The following is a 19,388-nucleotide window of genomic DNA, read 5'->3' as shown; positions in this document are numbered from 1 at the left end:
GCTCAGGTGAATTTCAGGCGCCCTCGGGCGCCTTTTTTTGTGGCTTTAGATCAGTGGCCAGTCCTGCACAATCCGGTAGCGGCCCTTGTGCGATTCGAACAGGGCAAAACGCTCGGCGCGCAGGAAGAATTCCGGCGACGTGGCGGATTCCGGTTCCGGCGCGCGATAGTCCCGCGCCAGGGTCAGATGCGGGCGAAACTCGTGCGATGGCTCTTCAAAACCGAACGGCAACATGGCCTGTTCCAGTGCATAAACCAGGCGCAGCAGCGCCTGCGGTGCCTGCTCCGGTGCCAACGACAACACCCCGGTGCGGTGCCAGACCTGCACGCGGTCCAGCGAAATTTTCAAAGCCTCCCCCGGCGTGCGTACCTTGCTAGCGGCTTCGCAGACTTCGCCAATCAGCGCCAACGGCACTGCGCCGAGGAACAGCAGCGTCAGATGGAAGTTATCCGCTGGCACTGGTTTGCCGGTTCGCAAACCCAACTCGCTACGCCACCGAGCAATCGCCTTGCGCTGTGCCGGTGGGCAGTCGAGGGCAAAGAACAGCCTCTTTTCATCCATCATGGCCTGGCTCCTTTAAGGTTCGTGATCGTCGATTCTACCCGCCTCTTTCTGACGACTCGCCACACAAGTCTATAGTTCAAGGATTGCCATCAACCGGAGGCCGCCATGCGCGAGATCCTCAGCAAAGAACCGTGGTGGGCCCGACCACCGCATCCCGGGCAGGATGAACAGGAGCTGGAATGGGGCTGGCTGGTGCATTACAGCGAGGGTGAACCACGTTTCGAATTCGTCCGTGAACGACCAAGCGACGAAGAAATTCGTCAACGCAAAAGCTGCCGAATCACACCCTCAGCCGAGTGAACACAAAACCTGTGGGAGCGGGCTTGCTCGCGAAGGCGGTGTGTCATCCAAAGTCATTTTTTCTGACAGATCGCTTTCGCGAGCAAGCCTGCTCCCACAGAGGATTTTTGTTCGGTTTACGGTTCGATGAGGTATTGGAAGCCGCCGTAGATCATCCGCTGCCCATCAAACGGCATCGGGTTGACGTCCGGTTGCATGCGCGGGTCGTCCATCATTTTCGCCATGCCAGCATCGCGCGTGGCTTTGTCTGGCCAGATCAGCCAGCCGGAGGCTACGGTTTCGCCTTCCTTGAGTTTTACCGCCATCGGGAATGAGGTGAGCTTACCGTCCGGCACATCATCACCCCAGCACTCGACCACGCTCAGGGCGCCGTATTCCTTGAAGAGTACCGCAGCAATCTCAGCATGTTTTTTGTACGGTTCACGATTGGCAGTCGGCACGGGCGCTACAAAAATATCGATGTAAGCCATGATTATTCTCCTTGTAAGGTGGGTTCGATCTGCTGGGTAGTCGATTGCGGCGGTTGCCATTCGACACGATTCACGCCCAGCCCGACCGACGGTTCTTCACCCCCACCCAGATTGCGCTCGACCTGCCCGGCGATATGCAGCGTGCCGGCCATCACTCCCGTCGTCGGGTTCTGCACCAGTTTCAGCCAGGCCTTGTCGAAGGTGTTGCCCAGGCTGCTGCGGATCAGCGCCTCGCTGTCGGGGCGGTCGTTGGCCTGGAGGATGGCGCGGATGCCCATTACTCCCACGGAAATCATCGCCCCGGCCAGTTTGCCCGCCGCTGCCGCCACCGCACTGGCGGCACCGCGCGGGGCCATTTCCGCTTCCATCCGTTGGCTGGCGCGTTTGGCCACCGGAGCCATGCCGGCGTCGGTCGAGGCGATGCCTTTGGCGCCGCCATCGGTGTGGATCTTGTCGATCAATGCGGCGTAGGCCGGCAGCGTGTTCAACGGCTCGGTGCTGATGACCTTGTACAACGAGGCATCCCGCGCCGGCGGTGGGCCGAGGGCGATGGCCGGGATCTTCTGCAAACGTCCGTTGAGCTGGGCAACCGGCACGCCGTGACGCTGGGCGATGAGCGGCATCTGCTGCGCCATCAACTGCGCATAGAACGCCGTGGCCTGGCCGAGAATGGCATCCGGATCGATCTCCACCGCCACCGGCGCCAGCACTTTTTCCTGATATTGATCAAGCAGATACGCAGCCAGCCGCTTGGCCGATGCGTCCTGCTCGCCGCCGGCACTGATCGTGTACCAACTGACTTTCATCGACAGCCATTCCTGGGTCCAGTAGCTGCTGAACCACGGGATGAAATTTTCTTCAGTTTGCTGATAGACGCGCGTGCGCCAATGTTCCATCGAGCCACGGGCGAACAGCTTGACCTGCTCGGTGGATTGTTGCGAAGCGCTGACGATCTCGCGGTCGATCTGCTGCCAGGTCGCGGGTGAAACCACCACCGCTGGCGCTGTCACCGGGGCCCGCGCCGAGGTGGCGCAGCCGGCCAGCAGAAACAGTGCGGCGACGACCAGCGCGCGCAGGTTCACGGTGGGGGTGTCCTTGAAACAGGAGAGACAGATTTGAGTATAGGTGCCGGTGGTGGGCCGTTTGTCTGGTTGTGGCTGGGCGGGCCCCTTCGCGAGCAGGCTCGCTCCCACAGGGGAACGCATTTCAAATGTGGGAGCGAGCCTGCTCGCGATGGGGCCAGCAAAACCACCAAAAATCCCGACCATCAATACCGTCGATATTCACCATCGCGACGATTGCCTTCCGCCCGCAGGCCGGCGAAGGCACGATTACCCCATCCGAACCACAACGAGGCGTTCACATCATGATTCACACCATCGCACTCTCCGTGAGTTTCCCGGTGTTCGGCAGCAACTACTACGATCAACACGTCGTCAACCGCAAGGCGCAGACGCTGGTGTTCAACAAAGATTTCGAAGCCCTGCTGATGCCCGCCGCCACCAATCATTTCAGCAATGAAGTGGTCGGCCTCAACGATCAGTTCCGTTTTCTGAGCGACATTCTCGCCACCCATCTGCTGGACATCGAGGCCTCCGTGCCTGCGCGATCCCGCGTCCAGGCGAGCGCTCGTTTTTCTTGAAAATCGAGGGCGTTCCTTTGCGCGAACGCCCTCTCTTGTTCAATCAGTCATCATCGCGGTCGCGGTGATAGCGACGGCCATCGCGGCGGTCGTCATCGCGGTCATCCCAACGTCGGTCATGATCATAATTACGCCCATGATCGCGGTCGTAATGCCGGCCGCCATGGCGGTGGTCATCATCAAAATCCGCCACACAGCCGCCCAGCAATACGGCGGCGGTTACGGTCAACAGCATCGTTGTTGCGCGCTTCATTCAATACTTCCCTAAACCAAGGTCCTGACGACGGAATCGGCCAGCGCTGCCTTTGCCTCCGGGGCTCAGTGCGCGCAGCCGCAGATACGACTCGAAAAAAAGACTTTGATTCAGTGGCCATCAATGACCGTTTATCGCCTCGCCCGCCCTGGCCGAACAGCGGCGAAATGCCACCTATACTGCTTCTCGACGATACCTACGCAACGGACCTGCGCCCTCAAGAATAAGAAGCAGAGGTGCACCATGGTCTGGCAGCAAATCTACGATCCGTTCGGCAACCCGCTGATCTCCACACTCATGGCCGCGGTGCCGGTGGTGGTGATGCTCGCCGCGCTGGCGTTCTTCCACGTCAAGGCGCATCTGGCCGCACTGTTGGCGCTGGCGTCAGCCTTGCTCATCTCGATCTTCGCCTTCGGCATGCCGGCGAGCATGGCCGGTTCCGCTGCGTTGTTTGGCGCGGCCAACGGCTTGTTGCCGATCGGCTGGATCGTCCTCAACATCATCTTTCTGCACCGCCTGACCACCGAGAACGGCTCGTTCAAAGTGCTGCAGGATTCACTGGCGCGGATCACTGATGACCGTCGCTTGCAGTTGCTGCTGATCGCCTTCTGCTTCGGTGCCTTTTTTGAAGGAGCGGCCGGGTTCGGCACACCGGTGGCGGTGACCGGAGCGATTCTGATTGGTCTGGGTTTCTCGCCACTCGCTGCGTCCGGTCTGGCACTGATCGCCAACACCGCGCCAGTGGCTTTCGGCGCACTCGGCACGCCGATCATCACCCTGGCCAAAGTCACCGGGCTGGATGAGATGGAGCTGTCGATGATGGTTGGTCGGCAGTTGCCGTTCTTCTCGGTGCTGGTGCCGTTCTGGCTGATCTGGGCCTTTGCCGGATGGCGCAAGATGCTGGAGATCTGGCCGGCGATTCTGGTGGCTGGCGTCAGTTTCGCGGTGCCGCAGTTTCTGGTGTCGAACTACCACGGGCCGATGCTGGTGGATGTGATCGCCGCGCTGATTTCCATGGCCTGTCTGACGCTGTTCTTGAAGGTCTGGAAACCCGCGACCATCCATACCTCGGCAGCGCTGTCCGGGCGGGTCGACAACTCCAAAGTCGACGAAGAGCAAGTCACCGCCAGCGCCGCATTCAGCGATCAGGCGCGCCCGGCAGTGATGCGCGCGTGGATGCCGTGGATCATCCTCACCGTGTTCGTGTTTGCCTGGGGCACCCAAGGCTTCAAGAATATGTTCGACACCCGCCCCGCCATCGACCCGGTCACGCAATCGGCCAAGCTCGACCCGCAAGGCAAACCGCTGCGCGAGGCCAACCCGATTTTCGCCCCGGCCATCACCTTCACCAATCTGCACCTGCAAATCGAAAAAGTCCCGCCGGTAGTGGCCGCGCCGAAGGCTGAAGAAGCGGTCTACAAGTTCACCTGGCTCACCTCCACCGGCAGCGGCATCCTGCTGGCGGCGATTGTCGGCGGCCTGCTGATGGGGTACTCGATTCCGCAACTGATCAAGCAGTACCTACGCACGCTGTGGGTGGTGCGGTTTTCGTTGATCACCATTGCGGCGATGCTGGCGCTGGGGTTTCTCACGCGTTACTCGGGACTGGACGCGACCATGGGTCTGGCGTTCGCGGCGACAGGGATTTTCTATCCGATGTTCGGCACCTTGCTCGGCTGGCTTGGCGTGGCGCTGACGGGTTCGGATACGGCGTCGAACGTGCTGTTTGGCGGCTTGCAACGGGTGACGGCGGAACAGCTCGGGATCAGCCCGGTATTGATGGCCGCCGCCAATAGCTCCGGTGGGGTGATGGGCAAAATGGTCGATGCGCAGTCGATTGTGGTCGCCTCTACGGCAACGCGTTGGTATGGGCATGAAGGGGAGATTTTGCGGTACGTGTTCTTCCACTCGATTGTGCTGGCGATCCTGGTTGGCGGGTTGGTGACGCTGCAGGCTTATGTCGCGCCATTTACCCACATGGTCGTCGGCGGGCATTAAACACAATCCCTGTGGGAGCGGGCTTGCTCGCGAAGGCATTTGCTCTGCCAACGAAAATGTTGGATGTGCCGGCCTCTTCGCGAGCAAGCCCGCTCCCACATTGGTTTTGTGTGGCCAGCCAGATTCATGAGCCATGCGCATAACTCTATAGCGCAAATCCGCAAAAACCTTTTCCTCCCTCCAGCGGTCACTCCTAGAACGAGACTGGCAAGCATGCCGGCGCGCCCCTATGGGCCATTCGCAACCCTGCCGCCTGATTGAGAGAAAAAGGAATCGAACCATGCCGATTTCCCGACGTAGATTTCTGATCCTCGGCGCCGTGACCGCGACGGCGTTCGCCATGCCCCCCTTCATCAGCCTCAAGGCCTACGCGGCCAATCTGGAGCAATCGGCCATGAGCAAAGTAACCATTCAAGTCAATGGCAAGCGCCAGGCCCTTGAAGTCGACAACCGCACGACCCTGCTCGACGCCCTGCGCGAACACCTGCACCTGACCGGCAGCAAAAAAGGCTGCGACCACGGCCAGTGCGGCGCCTGCACGGTGATCGCCGATGGCCGGCGGATCAATGCCTGCCTGACCCTGGCGGTGATGCACGAGGGAGCCGAGATCACCACCATCGAAGGCCTCGGCATGCCGGACAACCTGCATCCGATGCAAGCGGCGTTCATCAAACACGATGGCTATCAGTGCGGTTATTGCACGCCGGGGCAGATCTGTTCGGCGGTGGCGGTCATCCAGGAAATCCGCGATGGCATTCCCAGCCACGCCAGCGCCAGCCTGACCGAGCCGCCGCAATTGATCGCCGCTGAATTCCAGGAACGCATGAGCGGCAATATCTGCCGCTGCGGCGCCTACTCGAACATCATCGAAGCCATCACTGAAGTCGCGGAGGTGCCGGCATGAGAGCGTTCAATTACAGCCGCGCCGACTCCCCTGCCGCAGCCGCTGCGCAAGCCGCGCAAGTTGAAGGCGCGAAGTTCATCGCGGGCGGCACCAACCTGCTGGACTTGATGAAACTCGACATCGAAACTCCGCTGCACCTGATCGACGTCAACCACCTTGGACTGGATCAGATCGAAGCGACGCCCGAGGGCGGCTTGCGTATCGGCGCGCTGGTGCGCAACACCGATCTGGCCGCCGACGCGCGCGTGCGAAAAGACTACGCCCTGCTCTCCCGCGCCTTGCTCGCAGGCGCCTCCGGGCAGTTGCGCAACATGGCGACCACCGCCGGCAACCTGCTGCAACGCACCCGCTGCCCGTACTTCTACGACACGAATCAAGCCTGCAACAAACGCAAGCCCGGCAGTGGCTGCGCGGCGATTGGCGGGGTCAGTCGACAACTGGGGATCATCGGCGTCAGCGATGCCTGCATCGCCACCCACCCCAGCGACATGGCCATCGCCATGCGCGCCCTCGATGCGCAGATTGAAACGGTCAAACCGGACGGCAGCACCCGCAGCATCGCCATGGTCGATTTCCATCAGTTGCCGGGCAACACGCCGAATATTGAAACCAGCCTTACGCCCGGCGAGTTCATCACTGCCGTGACGTTGCCGGCGCCCGTGGGCGGCACCCACGTTTATCACAAGGTGCGTGATCGTTCGTCTTACGCGTTTGCCCTGGTCTCCGTCGGCCTGATCCTGCAAAAGGACGGCAGCGGCCGCGTCGCCGTCGGTGGTATCGCGCCGAAACCGTGGCGGGTGGAAGCCGCCGATGCGTTGCTGGCCAAGGGCGCGAAAGCCGTCAGCGAGCGCCTGCTCGACGGCGCCACGCCGACCCACGACAACCAATTCAAACTGACCCTGGTCGAGCGCACGCTTGGCTCGGTGTTGGCGCAAGCGAGGGAAGACGCATGAAATTCGACACGCCCGCCACCACCAACCCGATCGACCAATTGAAGGTCATCGGCAAGCCCACCGACCGCATCGAAGGCAAACTGAAAACCTGCGGCCAGGCGCCTTACGCTTACGAGCAGCATGATGTGGTGGCCAATCAGGCTTACGGTTTCATGGTCGGCTCGGCCATCGCCAAGGGCCGCATTGCCAACATCGATCTGGCACAAGCCAAAGCCGCGCCCGGGGTTCTGGCCATCGTCACCGCAGCCAACGCCGGCAAGCTCGGCAAGGGCAAATACAACTCGGCGCATCTGCTGGCCGGGCCGGACATTCAGCACTATCACCAGGCCGTTGCATTGGTGGTGGCGGAAACCTTTGAACAGGCCCGCGCCGCAGCGCAACTGGTCAAAGTCGATTACGTCACGGCCAAGGGCGAGTTCGATCTGGCCAGCGTTCGCGATCAGGGTGTCGAACAGAAAGAAGAGTTGCCGGACGTCAAACACGGCGATTTCGCCACGGCGTTTGCGGCGGCCCCGGTGCAGCTCGACCAGACCTACACCACGCCCGATCAGTCCCACGCGATGATGGAGCCGCACGCGACATTGGCCGCTTGGCAAGGCGATCAACTGACCCTGTGGACGTCCAACCAGATGATCGCCTGGAGCGTCAGCGACATCGCCGAAACCCTCGGCCTGCCCAAGGAAAAAGTCCGCTTGATCTCGCCATACATTGGTGGCGGTTTCGGCGGCAAACTGTTCATCCGCGCCGACGCGATCCTCGCGGCCCTCGGTGCGCGCATGGCCAATCGACCGGTGAAAGTCGCGCTCGCCCGGCCACAGATGGCCAACAACACCACCCACCGCCCCGCCACTATCCAGCGCATCCGTATGGGTGCCACGGCGGACGGCAAACTCACGGCCATCGCCCACGAAGGCTGGTCAGGTAATCTGGAAGACGGCAAGGTCGAAGTCGCGGCGCAACCGAGCCAGTTGCTCTACGCCGGCGCAAACCGCCTGGTGACCATGCGCGTGGCGCCGCTGGATCTGCCCGAAGGCAACTCCATGCGCGCACCGGGCGAAACCCCGGGGCTGATGGCGCTGGAAATCGCCATGGACGAAATGGCCGAACAGCTCAACCTCGATCCGGTGCAGTTCCGCATCCTCAATGACACCCAGGTCGACCCGGTGAAACCCGAGCGGCCGTTCTCCCAGCGACAACTGATCGAATGCCTGCAAACCGGCGCCGAGAAATTCGGCTGGGACAAGCGCAACCCGCAACCCGGTTCACGTCGCGAGGGCCGCTGGCTGATCGGCATGGGCGTCGGCGCGGCGATCCGCAACAACCTGCTTTTGAAATCCGGCGCGCGGGTGCGGCTAGAGCGTGACGGCAAGATCACCGTAGAAACCGACATGACCGACATCGGCACCGGCAGCTACACGATCATCGCGCAAACGGCGGCCGAGATGATGGGCGTGCCATTGGAGGATGTCGTGGTGCGTCTGGGCGATTCGAATTTCCCGGTGTCGTCCGGCTCCGGCGGGCAATTCGGCGCCAACTGCTCCACCGCCGGGGTGTATGCCGCGTGTGTGAAACTGCGCGAAGCGGTGGCCGGCAAATTGGGTATGGCGGCCGCTGAGGCCGAGTTTGTCGACGGTCAGGTACGGGCCGGCGGCAAAAGTGTGCCGTTGCGTCATGCGGCGGAAAACGGCGTGGTGCAGGCTGAGGACAGCATCGAATTTGCCGACCTTGCCGAGCAATATCAGCAGTCGACGTTTGGCGCGCATTTCGTTGAAGTCGCAGTGGACGCTGCGACCGGAGAGGTGCGCGTGCGGCGCATGCTGGCGGTGTGCGCCGCCGGGCGGATTCTCAATCCGAAGGCGGCGCGCAGCCAGGTGATCGGTGCGATGACCATGGGCGTGGGCGCGGCCTTGATGGAAGAACTGGCGGTGGACAAGCAGCTTGGATTCTTCGTTAACCATGATCTGGCCGGTTATGAGGTGCCGGTGCATGCCGACATCCCGCATCAGGAGGTGATTTTCCTTGATGAGACGGATCCGATTTCTTCGCCAATGAAGGCCAAGGGTGTCGGTGAGTTGGGGATTTGCGGGGTGAGTGCGGCGGTGGCCAATGCGATCTACAACGCCACCGGGGCACGGGTGCGGGAGTATCCGATTACGCTGGACAAGATTCTCTCGTCACTACCCGAAATGATCTGACCCCACCGCCACTGTAGGAGCTGCCGCAGGCTGCGATCTTTTGATGTTGGTCTTTTAAAAAACAAGATCAAAAGATCGCAGCCTGCGGCAGCTCCTACACGGGTCGGATTTAGTCAGTGTGCGGATACTGCGCCTCGCTCACCTGCTCCATCCACTCCACCACTTTGCCATCCAGCACTTCAGCAATGGCGATATGCGTCATCGCCGTAGTCGGCGCCGCGCCATGCCAATGCTTAGCGCCGGGCGCGATCCACACCGTATCCCCCGGACGAATTTCCCGCACCGGCTGCCCCCACTCCTGCACCAAACCCGCCCCCGCCGTCACAATCAACGTCTGCCCCAGCGGGTGGGTGTGCCAAGCCGTGCGCGCCCCCGGTTCGAACGTCACCGTGGCGCCGCTGACCCGTGCCTCATCCGAGCCTTTGAACGGCGCATCGACCCGCACAATGCCAGTGAACCAATCCGCCGGGCCACGGGCCGAAGATTGGGATCCATTAGCCGTGACGGTTACCCGTGGCGCTTCATTGGCCTGAGCGTCGGCGGCGAGCAAGGAAAGGGTCAAAGCAGAAGCTGCAATCGGGTTCATGGCGGTCTCTCCAAAAATGATGCCTGAACTTTACCCAGGATGACTCTTCAGATAATCAACTAGAATTCGAAAAAACTTATGCAGGTAATTCATCAATGCTTCGGGAAAACGCCAGTGACCTGCTCGCCTTCCTCGCCGTGGCGCGCGAGCGCAGTTTCACCAAAGCCGCCGCCAGACTCGGCGTCTCGCAATCAGCGTTAAGCCATACCATCCGCGCCCTTGAAGCACGCCTGGGCCTGCGCCTGCTGACTCGCACCACCCGCAGCGTTTCCCCTACCGAGGCCGGTGAACACCTGCTGCAGACCATCGGCCCGCGCTTCGAAGAGATCGAACTGGAACTTGCCGCCCTGAGCAACCTGCGCGAAACCCCGGCGGGCAGAATTCGTATCAGTGCCACCGACCATTCACTGGACTGGCTGCTGCGCCCGGTGCTCAAGGCATTTCTGCCCAAGTACCCGGACATCGCCGTCGAGGTGTGCTGTGATTACGGCTTCGTCGACATCGCCGGACAAGGCTTCGATGCCGGTGTACGTCTGGGCGAGGACGTCGCCCAGGGCATGATCGCTACGCGCATTGGCCCGGACATGCGCATGGCGGTGGTCGGTTCGCCCGCCTACTTCGCCAGGCGCCCCGCCCCGCAAACGCCCCGCGACCTGACCGACCACGCCTGCAACAATCTGCGCTTGCCCACCAATGGCGGGCTGTACACCTGGGAGTTCGAAAAGGACGGCGAGAGCCTCAAGGTGCGGGTGTCGGGCCAGATCACCTTGAATGGTGTCTACCCACTGCTCGACGCGGCGCTGGACGGTTTCGGCCTGAGCTATATCCCGGAAAACCTCGTCGCGCCACATCTGGCGGATGGCAGTCTGGTGCAGGTGCTGGAGGACTGGTGCCCGACGTTTGCCGGGTATCACCTGTACTACCCGAGCCGACGCCAGGCGGCGCCGGCATTCGCGTTGTTGCTGGAAGCGTTGCGCTATCGCGTTTGACTCGACCTAGCCGAGCAACGCAATCAACTGATGACGCTGCGCGTCGGTGAGCATCGGCCCGAGCCCGGCCTTGACGTTATCAGCCATGTAACGCGGATTGCCGGTGCCGGGAATCACGCACGTCACCGCCGGATGCGCCAGCAGAAACTTCAGTGCCAGTTGCGGCCAGCTGTTGACCTGCACGTCCGAGACCCACGCTGGCAGCGGTTTACCCTTGAGCCGGGCGAGCAAACCTCCGCCGCCGAACGGCCGGTTGCAGATCACTGCCACACCGCGCTCACGGCATAGCGGCAGGATGCGTTTTTCCACGCCACGGTCGTCGAGCGCGTAATTGATCTGCAGGAAATCCAGCTGTTCGGCCTTCAGCACCGCTTCAACTTCGTCATAGGCTGAGGGAGTGTAATGCGTGATGCCGATGTAGCGAATGCGCCCCTGCGCCTTCCATTCGCGCAGGGTCGGCAGGTGGGTTTGCCAGTCGAGCAGATTGTGGATCTGCATCAGGTCGATGCGCTCAGTGCGCAGCAGGCTGAATGACTGCTCCATCTGCGCAATGCCCTCCTTGCGGCCCCGCGTCCACACCTTGGTGGCCAGAAAGGCCGGCGAGCGTGGCTCGTGGATCGACAGCAGTTCACCCGTGGTCTCTTCGGCGCGACCATACATGGGCGAGCTGTCGACCACGGTGCCACCCTTGGCGAACAGTTCGTCGAGCACCGCCGGCAGTTGCTTGTAAGCCGGATCGCCCGGTGCAACATCAAAACCGCGATAGGTGCCCAGGCCCACCATGGGCAGTGGCTCGGAGCTTGATGGGATGGCACGGGTCTGCATGGTTTGGCCTCCGGGCGCGGCGGACGATGTGGCAGTGGCCAGCGCCCGTTCAAAGGTGAAGACCGCCGACACCCCGGCGGCCAGCGTGAGCAGTCGGCGACGGGAGTAACCCTCAGTGTGGCTCATGCTGGTTCCCCTGCTGCGTGGATCTGTTGCACGTTGTGTGCGTATGCTGTCCGGTGCAACCGCTGGACTACACTGCGACAACGAACCCGCACACCCCGTTAAAAGTAGCCGAATGTCCCGAATCCTGATGTCACTCGTCGCATTGCTCGTCGCCGCGTATCTGCTGCTGTGCGCGGCGCTGTTCGTTTTCCAGCGTTCACTGATCTATTTCCCGCAGCCCGGAACCGTTGAATCGGCCGATGCGCGGTTGAAACTGGCGATGCCGGATGCGGATGTCTGGGTGACTACCCGCGAGCATGCCGGACCACGGGCGCTGATCTACTTTGGTGGCAATGCCGAAGACGTGTCGCGCAATTTGCCGGAGTTTGCCGAGGCGTTTGCCGATTACGCGGTGTACCTGATGAATTACCGCGGTTTCGGTGGCAGCGGTGGGTCACCGTCCGAAGAAACCATTGCCGAAGATGCGTTGGCGCTGTTTGATCAGGTGTATGCCAGTCATCCGCAGATTGCGCTGATCGGGCGCAGCCTCGGCTCGGGCGTCGCCATACGTCTGGCCAGCCAGCGCCCGGTGCAACAACTGATTCTGGTGACGCCGTATAACAGCCTCGAAGAAATCGCTGCCCGACAGTATCCGTGGGTACCGGTGAAATGGTTGCTCAAGGATCGCTTTGAATCAGGCCAGTATGCAGCGCATATCCGCGTGCCGACGTTATTGCTGGCGGCGAGTGAAGACGAGGTGATCCCTCGGCAAAGCACCCAACGCTTGTTGGAGAATTTCCCCAAAGGCGTGGCCACCCTCAGGGTGGTACCCGATTCGGCGCATAACTCGATTTCCGAGCGAGCGCAGTACCTGCAATGGATGGGGGATGTGTTGAACCGGCAATGAGCGTTGCACGGCAATTCGAGTTTAATGTTGGCGTTTAACCTCGTTTAAAACTCCTTGATAGCACTTTGGTATTCCTGCACCATCCGCAAAGCTTTCCACGGAAGGAGTCAGGCAATGCTGGATGCAAACGCTACCCACATCAGCTTCGCGCTCGAATCAGCGTCCACCGACCTGCAAGTGTTGAGCTTTGAAGGTCGCGAGGCACTCAACCAGCCTTTCCGGTTCGAGATAGAACTGGTCAGCGCCCGTCCCGACCTGAAACTCGAAGAGCTGCTGCACAAGCCCGGCGTGCTGACCTTCGGCGCCACTGGCGAAGGCAAGATTCATGGCCTGGTCTATCGCATCGAGCAAGGTGACTCCGGCAAGACCCTGACCCGCTACAGCATCAGCCTGGTGCCGCAACTGGCGTACCTGCGGCACAACCACGACCAGCAGATCTTCCAGCAGCTCACGGTGCCGAAGATCATCGCCCGGGTGCTGGAAGATCGCGGCATCCTTGCCGACGCCTACAGCTTCCAGCTCAGCGCCGAATACCCGGAGCGCGACTACTGCGTGCAGTACGACGAATCCGACCTGCATTTCATCCAGCGCCTGTGCGAACAGGAAGGCATTCACTTCCACTTCCAGCACAGCAGCAGCGGCCACAAACTGGTGTTCGGCGACGACCAGACCGTGTTCCGCAAACTCAAGGCCGTGAGCTACCAGCAAGACTCCGGCATGAGCGCCGACAAACCGGTGATCAAGCGTTTCAACCTGCGCCTGGAAACCCGCACCACCCGCGTCAGCCGCCGCGACTACGACTTCGAAAAACCGAAGATCCTGCCCGAAGGCGCGGTCAAATCCGAGTTCGCCCCGGACCTTGAGGACTACGACTACCCCGGCCGCTTCACCACCCGCGAGCGCGGCAAGTTCCTCAGCACCCGCGCACTGGAGCGCCATCGCAGCGACTACAAACTCGCCGAAGGCAAAGGTGACGAGCCGACCCTCACCAGCGGCCACTTCCTGACCCTCGCCGAACACCCGCGCGCCGAGTGGAACGATATGTGGTTGCTGCTGGAAGTGCTTCACGAAGGCAAACAGCCGCAAGTGCTCGGCGAAAACGTCACCAGCGACGTCACCGACAACAAAAGCGATTTCCACCAGGGCTACCGCAACAGCTTCCTCGCCACCCCGTGGGACGCGCACTATCGCCCTGCCCTCGAACACCCGAAACCGAAAGTCCTCGGCAGCCAGACCGCCGTCGTCACCGGCCCGAAAGGCGAAGAAATCCACTGCGACCAGTACGGCCGCATCAAGGTCCAGTTCCACTGGGACCGCGACGGCCAGGGCGACGACAAAACCACCTGCTGGATGCGCGTCGCCAGCGGCTGGGCCGGCGCCGCCTACGGCGGTATCGCCATCCCGCGCATCGGCATGGAAGTCCTCGTCACCTTCCTAGAAGGCGACCCCGACCAGCCACTCGTCACCGGTTGCCTGTACCACAAGGAAAACGTCGTCCCCTACGACCTGCCGGCAAACAAGACCCGCAGCACCTTCAAAACCCTCAGCTCACCGGGCGGCAAGGGCTACAACGAATTCCGCATCGAAGACAAGAAAGGCGCCGAGCAGATCTACATCCACGCCCAGCGCGACTGGGACGAAAACATCGAGCACGACCAGAAGATCCGGGTCGGCAACGAACGGCACGACACCGTTGAAGCCAATACGCTGAGTGAGTTCAAGGTTGAGGAACACCGGATTACGCATCTGGATCGGATTAGCGAGATGCGGGCGGATGATCATCTGACAGTTGCGGTGACGCAGCATGTGAAGGTGGGGACGGCGCAGTTTGTTGAGGCGGGGACGGAGATTCATTACTACGCAGGCGACAAGGTTGTGGTTGAGGGTGGCATGGAGCTGACCGCCAAGGCGGGTGGGAGTTTTGTGAAGGTTGATGCGGGTGGTGTGACCATTAGTGGCGCTGAGGTGAAGATCAATACCGGTGGTGCGCCAGGGGTGGGAACCGGGATCGGCATCAAACTGCCGATAGCGTTGACGCCCGCCGATGCCGATGTTGCCGGAAAAAAACTCGCCAGCGCACCGCTCAACACGCCCGCGCCCTTGGCAACGGTCACGGCCAAGGGCGCGCAGGCTGCTGCGCCAAGCGTTGCCGAGACCCGACTCATCCAGCAGAACCTGCAGGCGCAAACCTTGGTAACAGCCGCTAAAACCGGCGTGCCGTTCTGCGAGGTCTGCAACAAATGACCCAGTTCCGCCCCAGCCTTCGTGAATGGTTCAGCGCCGAATTCTGGCCCCAGGGTTCGCGCCCGGACGCCCCGAAGGTCTACGCCTTGCTCGACGGCGCTCGCGATCCACGCATCGAATCGCTGGTGCGCAACAGCCAGGCTGAGTTCGCCTGCCTGTATGCGGGCGAACTCGCGCCAAGCCTGTCTGCAGCGGCGCCCTATCTGCTGCACCTTGATCCGCAGCAGGCCTACACCTGGGAATTACTGGAGGACAGCTGGGGGCAGAGCTGGGGCTGTTTCGTGATGGCTCCTGCGCAGGTGGCGCTGGACGACTTGCGCGGCCACTTCCGCACCCTGCTGCGCGTCACCGACGCCGATGGCAACCTTCTGGTGTTTCGTTTCTACGATCCCAGAGTGCTGCGCGTCTACCTGCCCACCTGCACACCGCAGGAACGCGCCGCGATCTTCGGCCCGGCCAGCAAGCTCATCGCCGAGGCCGGTAATGGCCACTCGTTGATTGTGTATCCGGCGGATCCGGCGGGTGGATCGAATGCGCGGGTGAGTGGCTGGCCTTCAGGAGAGGCACTCGGCTAGAACGCCGTTGAAGAACACTCCAGGTCATTCGCTGCCGAATTTAGCGTTCAATCGAAAACGCCTGCACGCCTGAGCAACTCGTGCAAACCCTTTGGTATCAATACCAATACCGATTGCAGGTGCAGGGCGCGGCATTAAATCGTGATTCGCGCACAGCACCTGCATAGGCTTGGCAACCGTTCAAGACGCCACCAATCGCACCTGCACATCAAACAGGAGAAATGGTCGCGAGCACACCAATCAGAATGGTCAGCGCCAGAAACCCACCCAGAAAAAACCCCATCTTTCTCATGTAGCTCTCCTTAATGCTGAACTTGCGGTGCACCGCGCGCTTCGGGATGAAGAGCTGTCGCGAATGACCGAACTGCCGGGGTATTTTGGGCTTGTGACTGAGCGGGTAACAGACGCAGATAGAACTGAAAAATACGGATCAGATGAAATCTGATCCTTTTTTCGCGCATGTGCCGATATTCAGATCGCTACAGCAAGGTTCCAAATTTGCAGCATTGATCTACAGTCATTGCCGACCCGTGAAGAACAACAAAAAATCCAGGAGTGGACCATGCCCGAACTGAATCTACAGGCCAACGCCGCCGAATCCCTCAAGCGCTGGCACGAGATGATCCGCACCGGCAACTTGCGCGCCCTGCCCGACCTGCTTGATCCAAACGCCGTATTCCGTTCGCCAATGGCCCACACGCCCTACCCCAGCGCACAGGTGGTGACGATGATCCTCAACACCGTTTTCGAGGTGTTCGAGGACTTTGAGTACCACCGCGAACTGGTGACGGCGGATGGCTTGAATGTGGTGCTGGAGTTCAGTGCCAAGGTGGGCGCCAAGGAGTTGAAAGGCATCGACATGATTCGCTTTGATGAGCACGGGAAGATTGTCGAGTTTGAAGTGATGGTGCGGCCATTGAGCGGGTTGCAGGCGTTGGGGGAAGAGATGGGGCGGCGACTTGGAAAGTATCTGGCCGCCACCAAAGCCTGATCTCGGCACAATGTCATGCAGGAGCTGCCGCAGGCTGCGATCTTTTGATCTTGCCCCTTTAAAAAACAAGATCAAAAGAACGCAGCCTACGGCAACACCTACGTGGTTCAGCGTTCAGAACTTGCGCCACAAAAAAGCCCACTGACCGTCGCCGGTTCAGTGGGCTTTGTGTGTCAGGCGTCTGGTTACAGCGCCATATCACGTGCAGCATTTTCCTTCGGTGCTTCAGCTTTTTCAGCTGCAGGTGCAGCCGGAGCAGCAGCCTGACCGATCACTGGAGGCGTCGGCAGTTCGAGGATTTTAGCGGTGTAAGCCCACTCTGCAGCCACTTTGGCTGGATCGCTGTTCAGCTGGGTGCCGTAGCTTGGAACGATCTGGTGCAGCTTGGCTTGCCATTCTGGGGTCGCGACTTTGTCTTTGAAGACTTTCTGCAGCACGCTCAGCATGATCGGTGCAGCGGTCGACGCGCCCGGCGAGGCGCCCAGCAGGCCGGCGATGGAACCGTCTTGTGCAGCGACGATTTCGGTGCCCAGTTTCAGCACGCCACCAGCGGCTTCATCACGCTTGATGATTTGCACGCGTTGGCCGGCTTGCCACAGGCGCCAGTCTTCGGCTTTGGCGTTCGGGAAGTATTCCTTCAGCGCGTTCAGACGGTCTTCATCCGAAAGCATCAGTTGACCGGCAAGGTACTCGACCAGCGGGTATTCCTTGATGCCGACCTTGGTCATCGGCCAGATGTTGTGGGTGGTGGTGCTGGTCAGCAGGTCCAGGTACGAGCCTTCTTTGAGGAACTTGGTGCTGAAGGTCGCGAATGGGCCAAACAGGATGACGCGCTTGCCGTCCAGAACACGGGTGTCCAGGTGCGGAACCGACATCGGCGGTGCGCCCACCGAAGCTTTGCCGTAGGCCTTGGCCAGGTGTTGCTCGGCAATGGTCGGGTTCTCGGTCACCAGGAACGAGCCGCCTACCGGGAAGCCAGCGTATTCCTTGGCTTCAGGAATGCCCGACTTCTGCAGCAGGTGCAGTGCACCGCCGCCCGCGCCGATGAACACGAACTTGGCGTCGGTTTCGGTTTTGGTGCCGTCTTTCAGGTTTTTGTAACTGACGCGCCAGGTGCCGTCTTCGTTCTTGGTGATGTCCTGTACTTCGCTGGACAATTTCAAGTCGAAATTAGGCTTGGTCTGCAGGTAACCGGCGAACTGGCGGGTGATTTCGCCGAAGTTCATGTCGGTACCCAGCGGGCTCCAGGTGGCCGCGATTTTCTGGTTCGGGTCACGCCCTTCCATCATCAGCGGGACCCACTTCTTGATCACAGCCGGGTCTTCGGAGTACTGCATGCCGGCGAACAGTGGGCTCGCTTGCAGGGCTTCGTAGCGCTTTTTCAGGAACTTGATGTTGTCATCGCCCCACACGAAGCTCATGTGCGGAGTGGTGTTGATGAACGAGCGAGGGTTTTTCAGAACGCCTTGCTGTACTTGCCAGGCCCAGAACTGACGGGAAACCTGGAACGCTTCGTTGATCTCGACGGCTTTCGGGATCGTGACGTTGCCTTTGTCGTCTTCCGGGGTGTAGTTCAGCTCCGCCAGAGCCGAGTGACCGGTACCGGCGTTGTTCCAGCCGTTGGAGCTTTCCAGGGCGACGCCGTCGAGGCGCTCGACCATTTCCATCGACCAGCTTGGCTCCAGCTCATTGATCCACACACCCAGGGTGGTGCTCATGATGCCGCCGCCGATCAGCAGTACGTCGACTTTTTTGGCCTCTGCCGCATGAACGGAGGTCAGCCCCATCGACAAAGCCAGCCCTAGCAAGGCTGTGTTCACTTTTTTAAACATCTGTTGCACCTATGATAAAACGCCTTCCGCCCGCCGCTGTTGTACGTGTGAGGCCCTCTTCTTGCGACACTCAGGCTAGGGTCGCAGGTCCTTCACACTTCAATATTGACGGGTGGGCACACAAGGCCGACATGTTGCATCGACCTCAGTTAATGTCCCTTCTGAACTGACTTCTTATCATTATTGGCTCAGCTACTTGAGCGACAGGGATTCCGTCAGCCCGCCCGTTAGGCAAGCAAACTGAATAAGGTCAAACCAAGTTGGCGCGAAGAATATCACGTCAGGGCAAACCCGCGCGTCTGTTCCCGACCTGAGAGTCTTTTTCCGCTGCGGTACTTATCGGCTGCCAAGTGCCGAACATGACCCCGACACACGTCCTTGCCGATCATCTCTCGCTTTTACCCCTTCCTCAACCGGACGAATTACCGGCGTTGTGTACTTAATGAGTAACCTGCTACGTTGTACGATGACTGATGAATTAAGACTTTGAATCGATCAGTCATCAACCCCCATAACAACAAGGAAATACCCATGACCAAGACCCGACTCCTGATCGGCTTTCTCTGCGCCTTCAGCGGTTACGCGATGGCCGCCCCTGCCCCGGCGGAAAAGCAGGTTGCCCAAGCGGTCGATCATCTGACCCAGGCGATGCTGCACAAAGACATCACCGAATTGAATGCGCTGACGGCCGAAAACCTCACCTACGGCCACTCCAGCGGCAAAATTCAGGACAAACAAGCATTCATCGCCGACATCGAAACCGGCAAAAGCGCGTTCAAGACCCTGGAGATGCAAAAACAGACCATCACCCTGTCCGGCGACACCGCGCTGGTGCGTCACCACTTTTCCGCGCAGGCGCTGAAGGGCACTGAAGTGGTGCCGACCGAGATCGAGAACTTCCAGATCTGGCAGAAGCAGAATGGCAAGTGGTTGTTGGTGGGGCGGCAGGCGTTCAAATTCTGATTGATACGAAAAGCTCTGCCAATGGAAGCGGGCAGAGCTTTTCACTGGCCATGACATCAGGCTTCACTCGTTCCACATCCGGTTTCATTTGC

The 19,388-nt window shown here is 60.6% G+C and carries 20 protein-coding genes; 13 read left to right on the top strand and 7 right to left on the bottom strand.

Annotated features, from left to right (window positions below):
* Nucleotides 1-45: 45 nt before the first annotated feature.
* Nucleotides 46-564, bottom strand: a complete 519-nt coding sequence (gene thpR, locus CKW18_RS03895) for an RNA 2',3'-cyclic phosphodiesterase (RefSeq protein WP_095187555.1) — start codon at nt 562-564, stop codon at nt 46-48.
* 105 nt (nt 565-669) lie between these two features.
* On the opposite strand from thpR, the gene CKW18_RS03890 reads away from it, so the two are divergent.
* Nucleotides 670-864, top strand: a complete 195-nt coding sequence (locus CKW18_RS03890) for a hypothetical protein (protein ID WP_095187554.1) — start codon at nt 670-672, stop codon at nt 862-864.
* Between the two features lie 116 nt (nt 865-980).
* Here the strand turns inward: CKW18_RS03890 and CKW18_RS03885 are convergent, their stop codons facing one another.
* Nucleotides 981-1,334 carry a DUF1428 domain-containing protein gene (locus CKW18_RS03885; protein ID WP_095187553.1) on the bottom strand — a complete coding sequence of 118 codons (354 nt, stop codon included), beginning with the start codon at nt 1,332-1,334 and terminating at the stop codon, nt 981-983.
* A 2-nt stretch (nt 1,335-1,336) separates the two neighbouring features.
* Entirely contained in the window at nt 1,337-2,416 is a 1,080-nt protein-coding gene (locus CKW18_RS03880) for a hypothetical protein (RefSeq protein ID WP_095187552.1), read from the bottom strand.
* A gap of 284 nt (nt 2,417-2,700) precedes the next feature.
* Between CKW18_RS03880 and CKW18_RS03875 the strand changes: the two genes are divergently transcribed.
* A complete protein-coding gene (locus tag CKW18_RS03875) occupies nt 2,701-2,976 on the top strand; it encodes a hypothetical protein (RefSeq protein WP_095187551.1) in 276 nt (91 codons plus the stop codon).
* Between the two features lie 43 nt (nt 2,977-3,019).
* Here the strand turns inward: CKW18_RS03875 and CKW18_RS03870 are convergent, their stop codons facing one another.
* Entirely contained in the window at nt 3,020-3,229 is a 210-nt protein-coding gene (locus CKW18_RS03870) for a hypothetical protein (RefSeq protein ID WP_095187550.1), read from the bottom strand.
* 243 nt (nt 3,230-3,472) lie between these two features.
* On the opposite strand from CKW18_RS03870, the gene CKW18_RS03865 reads away from it, so the two are divergent.
* The 4 genes from CKW18_RS03865 to paoC all read left to right on the top strand — a co-directional run bounded on the left by CKW18_RS03865 (nt 3,473) and on the right by paoC (nt 9,279).
* Nucleotides 3,473-5,227, top strand: a complete 1,755-nt coding sequence (locus tag CKW18_RS03865) for an L-lactate permease (RefSeq protein ID WP_095187549.1) — start codon at nt 3,473-3,475, stop codon at nt 5,225-5,227.
* A gap of 229 nt (nt 5,228-5,456) precedes the next feature.
* A complete protein-coding gene (paoA, locus tag CKW18_RS03860; protein ID WP_095187548.1) occupies nt 5,457-6,131 on the top strand; it encodes an aldehyde dehydrogenase iron-sulfur subunit PaoA in 675 nt (224 codons plus the stop codon).
* The gene (locus CKW18_RS03855) at nt 6,128-7,084 is read left to right on the top strand and encodes a xanthine dehydrogenase family protein subunit M (RefSeq protein WP_095187547.1); all 957 of its coding nucleotides are present in this window, start codon (nt 6,128-6,130) and stop codon (nt 7,082-7,084) included. Before paoA ends, CKW18_RS03855 begins: the two co-directional genes overlap by 4 nt.
* Nucleotides 7,081-9,279 (top strand): aldehyde oxidoreductase molybdenum-binding subunit PaoC, encoded by a 2,199-nt coding sequence (gene paoC / locus CKW18_RS03850; RefSeq protein ID WP_095187546.1) that lies wholly within the window; start codon nt 7,081-7,083, stop codon nt 9,277-9,279. The genes CKW18_RS03855 and paoC overlap by 4 nt, the downstream gene beginning before the upstream one ends.
* A 109-nt stretch (nt 9,280-9,388) precedes the next feature.
* On the opposite strand, the gene CKW18_RS03845 is transcribed toward paoC, so the two are convergent.
* Nucleotides 9,389-9,865: a cupin domain-containing protein gene (locus CKW18_RS03845; protein WP_095187545.1), complete on the bottom strand. Its 477-nt coding sequence runs from the start codon at nt 9,863-9,865 to the stop codon at nt 9,389-9,391.
* A gap of 95 nt (nt 9,866-9,960) precedes the next feature.
* Between CKW18_RS03845 and CKW18_RS03840 the strand changes: the two genes are divergently transcribed.
* Nucleotides 9,961-10,854, top strand: a complete 894-nt coding sequence (locus tag CKW18_RS03840; RefSeq protein WP_095187544.1) for a LysR family transcriptional regulator — start codon at nt 9,961-9,963, stop codon at nt 10,852-10,854.
* 6 nt (nt 10,855-10,860) lie between these two features.
* Here the strand turns inward: CKW18_RS03840 and CKW18_RS03835 are convergent, their stop codons facing one another.
* Nucleotides 10,861-11,805, bottom strand: coding sequence for an aldo/keto reductase (locus tag CKW18_RS03835; RefSeq protein WP_170947217.1), 945 nt, complete (start codon nt 11,803-11,805; stop codon nt 10,861-10,863).
* A 112-nt stretch (nt 11,806-11,917) separates the two neighbouring features.
* Between CKW18_RS03835 and CKW18_RS03830 the strand changes: the two genes are divergently transcribed.
* The 5 genes from CKW18_RS03830 (at nt 11,918) to CKW18_RS03810 (ending at nt 16,501) form a co-directional block, all read left to right on the top strand.
* Nucleotides 11,918-12,691 (top strand): alpha/beta hydrolase, encoded by a 774-nt coding sequence (locus CKW18_RS03830; protein ID WP_095187543.1) that lies wholly within the window; start codon nt 11,918-11,920, stop codon nt 12,689-12,691.
* 114 nt (nt 12,692-12,805) lie between these two features.
* Nucleotides 12,806-14,935: a type VI secretion system tip protein VgrG gene (locus CKW18_RS03825; RefSeq protein ID WP_170947216.1), complete on the top strand. Its 2,130-nt coding sequence runs from the start codon at nt 12,806-12,808 to the stop codon at nt 14,933-14,935.
* Nucleotides 14,932-15,510 (top strand): DUF4123 domain-containing protein, encoded by a 579-nt coding sequence (locus CKW18_RS03820; RefSeq protein ID WP_095187542.1) that lies wholly within the window; start codon nt 14,932-14,934, stop codon nt 15,508-15,510. The genes CKW18_RS03825 and CKW18_RS03820 overlap by 4 nt, the downstream gene beginning before the upstream one ends.
* Nucleotides 15,511-15,679: 169 nt before the next feature.
* Nucleotides 15,680-15,955 (top strand): hypothetical protein, encoded by a 276-nt coding sequence (locus CKW18_RS30510; RefSeq protein WP_170947215.1) that lies wholly within the window; start codon nt 15,680-15,682, stop codon nt 15,953-15,955.
* Between the two features lie 117 nt (nt 15,956-16,072).
* A complete protein-coding gene (locus CKW18_RS03810) occupies nt 16,073-16,501 on the top strand; it encodes a nuclear transport factor 2 family protein (RefSeq protein ID WP_095187541.1) in 429 nt (142 codons plus the stop codon).
* A gap of 185 nt (nt 16,502-16,686) precedes the next feature.
* Here the strand turns inward: CKW18_RS03810 and mqo are convergent, their stop codons facing one another.
* Nucleotides 16,687-18,333, bottom strand: a complete 1,647-nt coding sequence (gene mqo, locus CKW18_RS03805; protein WP_095187540.1) for a malate dehydrogenase (quinone) — start codon at nt 18,331-18,333, stop codon at nt 16,687-16,689.
* A gap of 531 nt (nt 18,334-18,864) precedes the next feature.
* Between mqo and CKW18_RS03800 the strand changes: the two genes are divergently transcribed.
* Nucleotides 18,865-19,296, top strand: coding sequence for a nuclear transport factor 2 family protein (locus tag CKW18_RS03800; RefSeq protein ID WP_095187539.1), 432 nt, complete (start codon nt 18,865-18,867; stop codon nt 19,294-19,296).
* Nucleotides 19,297-19,388: the final 92 nt, after the last annotated feature.

The organism is Pseudomonas sp. Irchel 3E19 (assembly GCF_900187585.1).
Classification (GTDB): Bacteria; Pseudomonadota; Gammaproteobacteria; order Pseudomonadales; family Pseudomonadaceae; genus Aquipseudomonas; species Aquipseudomonas baetica.
This window is presented reverse-complemented; position numbering and strand designations above follow the sequence as displayed.